Below are 6,886 nucleotides of genomic sequence, written 5' to 3' on the forward strand. Positions count from 1 at the left end.
CCGCATGGCTGCCCTTGGTCGCCGAAGGAGCGGACGACCTACTGAGTCGCGATCCTGCTCCTGCATGCCTGCAAGGATGAGTTGATGTTCGCCACATCGCCCCGAGCGGAACTGAGCGACGAGCTTGTCGTCGATGGCAGCACGCCCTCCACCCCCGTGCTGTCCCCGAACGGCCGATGGGTCGCGTTCATTGTCGCCCCCGTCGGGCAGCCTGACGAGCTGCCGATCAGCGCACTGTGGATCGCGCGGGCCGATGGGAGCGAGCCCCCGCGGCAGCTCACCGGGGACGCCGTGCAGGTCTCCTCGCCGCGATGGGCACCGGATTCGCAGTGGATCTTCTTCCTGTCGGACCGGTCGGAACGTGGCACGCCGCAGCTGCAGCGAATCCGCGCTGCCGGTGGTGACGTCGAAGCCCTCACAACCTGGAAGGGCGGAATCCGCGATCACCGCCCCCTGGCCGAGCCCGATCTGATCGCCGTCATCGCGCACGACGAACCGACCGACGACGACGAGCGACGGGCCGAGCAACGTGACGATGCCGAGGTCTGGGGTGAGCGAGTGCGCTTCTCCCGGCTGCGGCTGCTCGACCTGCGGACCCGTGAGATCAGAACTCCGGAGGCGCTCGGCGACCGGCACGTCGTCGAGGTGGTGCAACGACCCGATGGCGGGCCGTTGGCGGTGCTCACCTGGCCCACGCCCGATCTGGACCCGGGCCTGCTCGAGCCCGGACTCCACCTGGTCGCCGTGGACACCGGGGCGGCACGGGACCTCGGCCGTGCGCAGGTGGGGGCATCGTCAGTTGTCTGGTGGCGTGCCGAAGCATGCTGGCACCTGGCGTACCTGGCGACGACCCCACCCGGTCTGGTCGGTGGTGCCGCCGTGTTCGACGTCGTCGTGCCCACGAGCGGAAAAGCAGGCGAGCACCGCAACCTGACGGGCGGGACGAGCATCTGTCCGTTGCAGCTCGTCCAGATCGACTCCGGTGCGCCGCTGGCCTTGTTCGCCGACGGCCTGGACACGGCGATTCACCGGCTCGACCCCATCGGGCCGCAGTTCGTGGAGATATCAGGGGTCGAGGGTTTCGCTAAGTTCCTGACCGCGAACGAAGGCGGCGATGTTGTCGCCGCCGTGGTGAGCACGTCGTACGAGCCCCAGGACGTGCACGCAGGATCGCCGCTGGGGCCGCTGGTGCGGATCAGCGACCTGCGACCGGAACTTCGGGATGTCCGGTGGGGCGCCCAGGAGCGCCTGTCCTACAAGGCGTTCGACGGGCTGGAGCTGGACGGCCTCCTGATCCTCCCCGCAGGAAAGTCTCGGCAGGATGGCCCATTTCCCCTCGTCACGCTGATCCACGGCGGCCCCTACGACGGGTACACCGATCAGCTCCAGCTCGGCTGGTATCCGTCCGGGCAGTGGCTGGCTACGGCGGGATACGCGGTGTTCCTGCCGAACGGACGCGGCGGCCGAGGACATGGTCACGCGTTCGCCGCACGCGTTGCGGGCGCGGTCGGCATGGACGAGTGGACCGACGTCCTCACGGGGATCGACATGTTGATCGCCGACGGCGTCGCCGACCCGGACCGGCTGGGCATCGGGGGCTGGAGCCACGGCGGATTCATGGCTGCGTGGGCGGTCGGACAGACCGATCGGTTCAAAGCTGCTCTCATGGGAGCAGGTATCAGCGACTGGGGAATGCTCGCAGCGACCGGAGAGGAAGGGCCGTTCGAGGCCGGGCTCGGCGGCAGCACCGGCTGGGAAGGGACAGGCCCCCACCATCACGACCGGCTGAGCCCGATCTCGTTCGCCTCGAAGATCCGCACACCGGTGTTGATCATGCACGGCAAGAACGACACCAATGTCCCGATCTCCCAGGCGGAGTTCTTCCACCGGGCCCTTCGCCGGTTCGGCGTCGAGCACGAGTACGTCGTCTACCCGAGAGAGAACCACTCGATCCGCGAACGCAACCACCAGCTCGACCTGCTCCGGCGCACGCGCGAGTGGTTCGACCGATGGTTGATGAGAGGTCCGGACGTGCCGTCGAGCTGACTCGAACGCAAACGGAATCACACTGAATCGGCTCCGCCGGCTTCGTCACGAAGTCGCGCGACGATCACCCGCGTAATAGTCGGTCGGCGACCGAAAATAATGGAGCGAATTCCGTCTCCGCTCCTCACCTGTCGTTGCTCGACCTTCGGCCGAGAAGATCTTGTGCGAACACCGACGACGTCCGGACGGATCAGGAGGCCCCGCGAAGCAGGCGGCGGACCCAGCGCGTCCCCGGGACATGCGTCCCAGCCGACCGCTCCGAGCGTCCCGCCTGCGCCTCCACCGCGTACAGCCGGAACATCTCGGCCGCATTGAAGCCGTCGTACACCGGCCGTCCGTTCGCGTCGGTGACGTGGTTCTCGCCGCCGGACGGCTGGTTCAGCCAGGGCAGCGGATGCCTGGCCGCACGCACCGCGGCCCGCCCGATGTGGTCGCGCTTCTCGCCGAGGACCGACCTCACGCCGGTACTCCCGTCTCCGGCCGGGAATTCGAGGCCGGTGTCACGTCCGCCTCGGACGACGCCGACGTGGCTGCCGGCGCTCGAGAATTCCTCGGCGCGCTCAGGCTACTCGCCGCCGACAGCACCCGGTCCTTTTTCACCCGCGCGGGAGCCACCACGGACGCGAGCAACCCGAACGAAGACCCGAGATTTTCGATCGTCACCGTCGCTGAGTGATGAATACAGGAGTATGGTGACACTCTCGGGTCATTTCGAACGCGAGCGTTCAGGCCGCGTCCTCGCCAGGTCCTGGTGCCCGTGATGGCACATCTCGGCCCCACCTCGCGAAGCGATGGATCAGGGCTCGGCGTCGCACACATCCGGGAAAGTCGACAGATCCAGGAAGGCCACGATGAACGCCCCGGCCGAGATCATCGTAACAGGTCGCAACATCACTGTGTCCAGCTATCACCGGTCGCACATCGCCGACAAGCTGGCCCACCTCGAACACTTCAACCGTCACGTCATCCGCTTTGACGTCGAGCTGAACCACGAGCCGAACCCGCGTCAGTCGAAGTCGTCCTTACAGGTCGTGATCACCGGTCGCGGCAAGGGCCCCACCGTGCGCGCCGAAGCCCGTGGAGCCGACGCCCACGCCGCGCTCGAAGCCGCGGTCGGCCGGCTGGAGGGCCGGCTGCGCCGCGACCACGACCGCCACCAGGTCCACCACTACCGACACCAGCGGATGGCAACCGGAACAGGCCGGGCATGAAGACCGGTCCTGCGTTCGAACTCAGCGACTTGACGGTGCTACTCGGCCTCGATCTGGGCGAACCGACCGATGCGGGCGATATCGAAGCCATCGATGTCATCTTGGAGCGCCGCCGTGCCGCCAACCCCCCGGTGCCCGCAGACCTCCGAGCGAGCCGGCAGAGGACGACGCTCTACCTGGTCCCCAACGCCTCATCCTGAGCCCGCTCCTACTCCGGCCCCGGCACATGTCCGGACCTACGGTCCGAGTTCGGACCCCGAACACAAAAAGAGAGCACCAGCGATGATCACTTTTCTTGGGGTAATCATCTTCGTAACCGTCCTGGCGATCGGCGCGGCCGATTGGAACAGCGGTCTGCGCCCCTTCCAGAAGTACACCCCACCGTGGTTGACCACTGGCGCGACGCACGGTGGCCCGCGCCGACGTCGGCGCCGGGCTCACGACTCCTGATCGTTCTGGTTCCGGCCCGGAGAGGCGGAGCTACCGCACCTTTTCCGGGATGTGGTCAATGGCGTAAAGGACGTGCACGGCAAGTTTGGCTGCCTCTTTCTCGCCGAGCTTCGAGTTCTGCGTCAAAGCGTGCGCAACGAGTTGGACGCGCTGGTCGTAGAGCGAGATGTAGATGGGCTTGGTGGTGACCATGTTCGGTTCCTTTCCGGAATGCGGGTGGTCGCCGGATGGCGACGTCGACTGTTGCTCGAACTCGTCTCATCGCGGACGAGATCATTCATGGGAGGGCACCGGCGTCGAACTCCCGGTGCTGCTCCGCGGCGTAGGAGAAGGCGCGGAGGCGCTGAGCAGCGCTTCGACGCCGTCTGTGTTGCCTCGATGTCCCGCAGCCCGCAGCGCGGCCTGAGCGACCGGTGCGGTCGCCTCGGGCGCCACGACCAGGAGCGTGACAAGCTGGCCGCGCCCGTACACGTCGATCGTGTCGCGGCGCTGTGAGCGGTAGCCGCCGAGCCTGATGCGCCCGCCGCCGGCAATGATCTTGCTCGGGGTGGGCTCCCAATCGTCCGGGTTGTAGCTCACACCTTCGATGGCCCCGAGGCGATCGGCGAGCGCCGACAGCAGGGCAGGAACCTCGGCAGCCAGGTTGCGCGACCGAGGCCACCATCCACCGTCGACAACGCCCGTGGCGGGTGCCGTCGGCTTCACTGTCAACCGGAGGTGCTCGCGGTGGCCGCTGCCGGTCTCTACCGGGCTGCGAGCGATAGGCGTGATGCGGACCGACGTCATGTCGGTACTCCGTCCCCGGACGATCGCTCGTCCGCGTGGACTCTCGCCGGGAACGACCTGGGCTCGAACGCCCATGCACGAAATGAGCCCGGCGCAGCTGAGACTACACCTGTTGATCCTCGACAGGACACCGATGGCCGCAGCATCTGCCACGACGCAGTGCTCCGCCGTCCATCCACATCGGACGGCGCAAGCCGGTAGTTCCTTTTCAGGTGAGGGTGGCTTGCGGACTCATCCTGGGAGCCGACATACGCAACCTCGGCCTGCGGCGCCACTGGCGATCGTCGCCGTGCAGTACCGCGTGCCGATGGCGTCGTGTGCGTCCCGTGGATGGGGGCAGACCGGGCACGCCACCTCAGTCTCGTCCAGATCGGTTGGTGCTGTCGTGCTCTGTGTGTCGGATGCCGACGTGATGTCGGTGCTCCCATCCCCGGACGGCAAGTTCGTCCAGTGTGGGCCTGAATCGAGGACGACGCGGGCTTGGCCGCCCACGTGCGAAATGCTCTCGACCCCTCCCATCCTACGCACTGCGGAGGCAGACGGTCGACTCGTGGGACGTCCGGGCGGCGGTTCGCCGTACGGCCAACGAGCCGAGCCCATGGAACTTCGGCAGCACCCTGCTCCGCCGTACCCGTGAGTGGTTTGACCGATGGTTGATGAGACGTCCGGACGTGCCGTCGAGTTGAGCCGACGGCAGACGAATCCGCAGGTGACCGGGTTCACCGGGCGGCCCGAATCCGATCAACCCGGTGGCACGGTGGATCTCGTTCGGGGTTCGTGGCGGCCGCTGGAGGGGGCGGCGCGGCCCGGATCGGTGCCGGGGGAGGTCGGGTGGCGTTCGACTACATCATCGTGGGTGGCGGTACGGCAGGTTGCGTGCTCGCGTCGCGGTTGTCCGAGGACCGCGCAGTGCGCGTGCTCCTACTCGAGGCGGGTGCTCGTAGCGGGCCACCGGAGATGGCCGATCCGGAGATGTGGTCGACGTTGAAGGGCACGGAGGTCGACTGGGCGTACGAGACCGTGCCGCAGCCGCGCCTCGGTGGCGTCGTGCTGCCCTGGCCGCGGGGCAAGGTGCTCGGTGGCTCCAGCGCGATCAACGCGTCGCTGCACACGCGGGGCCACCGCGACAGCTACGACGCCTGGGCAGCGGTCGGCGCCACCGGCTGGGACTACGCGTCGATGCTGCCGTTCCTCAAGCGGGCCGAGCACGCGGTCGGGGTCGGCGATCCCCGTGACCGGGGAGCAGACGGGCCGATGACGGTTGCTCCGGGTGAGGCCGAGGAGCCGTTGTGGGATGCGATGTTCGAGGCTGCGGTCGAGGCGGGACATCCCGTCGCCGACGACCTCAACTCCGGGTCGGGCGAGGGGGTCGGTTGGAGTGAGTACACCGTGGTGCACGGCATGCGGCAGAGCGCGGCCGATGCCTACCTGACTCCGGCGCTGAATCGATCGAACCTGGACGTGGTCACGGGCGCGTACGTCCGGCGGCTGGTGTTGCACGGCGACCGGTGCCAAGGCGTCGAGTACACAGTGGACGGTGAGCGGCGCTCGGCCACGGCGGAGCGCGAGGTCGTCCTCGCAGCGGGCACGATCGCGTCGCCGCAGCTCCTGCTGCTCTCCGGGATCGGGCCCGCGGCGCAACTGCGCGAGGCCGACATCACCGTCGTCGCAGACCGGCCGGGGGTGGGAGAGAACCTGCACGAGCATCCGCAGGCCGGGGTGGCCTACCGCGCGACGGGGCCCGTGCAGGCCGCGCAGTTCGCCCGTCGGCCACAGGTGCGGTTTCGCAGCGATCCTGCGGGCCCGGTGGACCTGCAGATGATCTTCATGAGCTTCCCGGCAGGCTCCCGCGGGACGCCGGGGCAGGGCGATGGGTTCACGGTGGTGAGCGCGCTGATGACGCCGGTCAGCCGCGGTTCGCTCCGGTTGAGCCGGGCGAACCCCGAGGGATCACCGCTGATCGACCCGAACTACCTCGCCGACGAGCGGGACGTCGAGAGCATGGTGGTCGGGCTGCGGCGGGCCCGGGAGGTGGGCGAGTCGAAGGCGCTCTCGGAGTGGCGTGACCACGAGCTGATGCCCGGCGCCGCGGCGCAGGACGACGCGGCGCTGCGTGACGCGGTGCTCCAGAGCGCCGGCACCCTCTTCCACGCGGTCGGGACATGCCGCATCGGCACCGACAGCCGGGCGGTCGTGGACCCGGACCTGCGGGTCCACGGCGTCGAGGGCCTGCGGGTCGCCGACGCGTCGGTGATGCCGTCGATCGTCTCGACCAACACGTGCGCCACCGTGCTCGCCATCGCCGAACGAGCGGCCACGCTGATCACGGGGCAGCGCTGACCCCTCCCGTGGCAGAGGGCGACCGCGCACACCTGATGGCCCCCGTGCACACG

8 protein-coding genes are annotated in these 6,886 nt (G+C 68.4%); 4 read left to right on the forward strand and 4 right to left on the reverse strand.

The window, feature by feature from the left end:
- Positions 1 to 84: 84 nt before the first annotated feature.
- Positions 85 to 2,046 (forward strand): S9 family peptidase, encoded by a 1,962-nt coding sequence (locus ABD743_RS12790; protein ID WP_344722044.1) that lies wholly within the window; start codon positions 85 to 87, stop codon positions 2,044 to 2,046.
- Between the two features lie 190 nt (positions 2,047 to 2,236).
- Here ABD743_RS12790 and ABD743_RS12795 read toward each other — a convergent pair whose 3' ends face one another.
- Positions 2,237 to 2,506, reverse strand: coding sequence for a hypothetical protein (locus ABD743_RS12795; protein ID WP_344722046.1), 270 nt, complete (start codon positions 2,504 to 2,506; stop codon positions 2,237 to 2,239).
- Positions 2,507 to 2,897: 391 nt separating this feature from the next.
- On the opposite strand from ABD743_RS12795, the gene hpf reads away from it, so the two are divergent.
- A complete protein-coding gene (hpf, locus tag ABD743_RS12800; protein WP_344722048.1) occupies positions 2,898 to 3,257 on the forward strand; it encodes a ribosome hibernation-promoting factor, HPF/YfiA family in 360 nt (119 codons plus the stop codon).
- Complete coding sequence (locus ABD743_RS12805; protein WP_344722050.1) at positions 3,254 to 3,457, forward strand: hypothetical protein; 204 nt, start codon at positions 3,254 to 3,256, stop codon at positions 3,455 to 3,457. The genes hpf and ABD743_RS12805 overlap by 4 nt, the downstream gene beginning before the upstream one ends.
- A 280-nt stretch (positions 3,458 to 3,737) precedes the next feature.
- On the opposite strand, the gene ABD743_RS12810 is transcribed toward ABD743_RS12805, so the two are convergent.
- The 3 genes from ABD743_RS12810 to ABD743_RS12820 form a co-directional block, all read right to left on the reverse strand.
- Positions 3,738 to 3,899 carry a DUF6307 family protein gene (locus ABD743_RS12810; protein WP_344722052.1) on the reverse strand — a complete coding sequence of 54 codons (162 nt, stop codon included), beginning with the start codon at positions 3,897 to 3,899 and terminating at the stop codon, positions 3,738 to 3,740.
- Positions 3,900 to 3,980: 81 nt separating this feature from the next.
- Positions 3,981 to 4,493 (reverse strand): DUF5994 family protein, encoded by a 513-nt coding sequence (locus ABD743_RS12815; protein ID WP_344722054.1) that lies wholly within the window; start codon positions 4,491 to 4,493, stop codon positions 3,981 to 3,983.
- 231 nt (positions 4,494 to 4,724) lie between these two features.
- Positions 4,725 to 5,093: an RGCVC family protein gene (locus ABD743_RS12820; RefSeq protein ID WP_344722056.1), complete on the reverse strand. Its 369-nt coding sequence runs from the start codon at positions 5,091 to 5,093 to the stop codon at positions 4,725 to 4,727.
- Between the two features lie 231 nt (positions 5,094 to 5,324).
- Between ABD743_RS12820 and ABD743_RS12825 the strand changes: the two genes are divergently transcribed.
- Entirely contained in the window at positions 5,325 to 6,833 is a 1,509-nt protein-coding gene (locus ABD743_RS12825) for a GMC family oxidoreductase (RefSeq protein ID WP_344722057.1), read from the forward strand.
- The last annotated feature ends 53 nt before the right edge of the window (positions 6,834 to 6,886 follow it).

This window comes from Pseudonocardia yunnanensis (assembly GCF_039534065.1).
GTDB classification, from domain to species: domain Bacteria; phylum Actinomycetota; class Actinomycetes; order Mycobacteriales; family Pseudonocardiaceae; genus Pseudonocardia; species Pseudonocardia yunnanensis.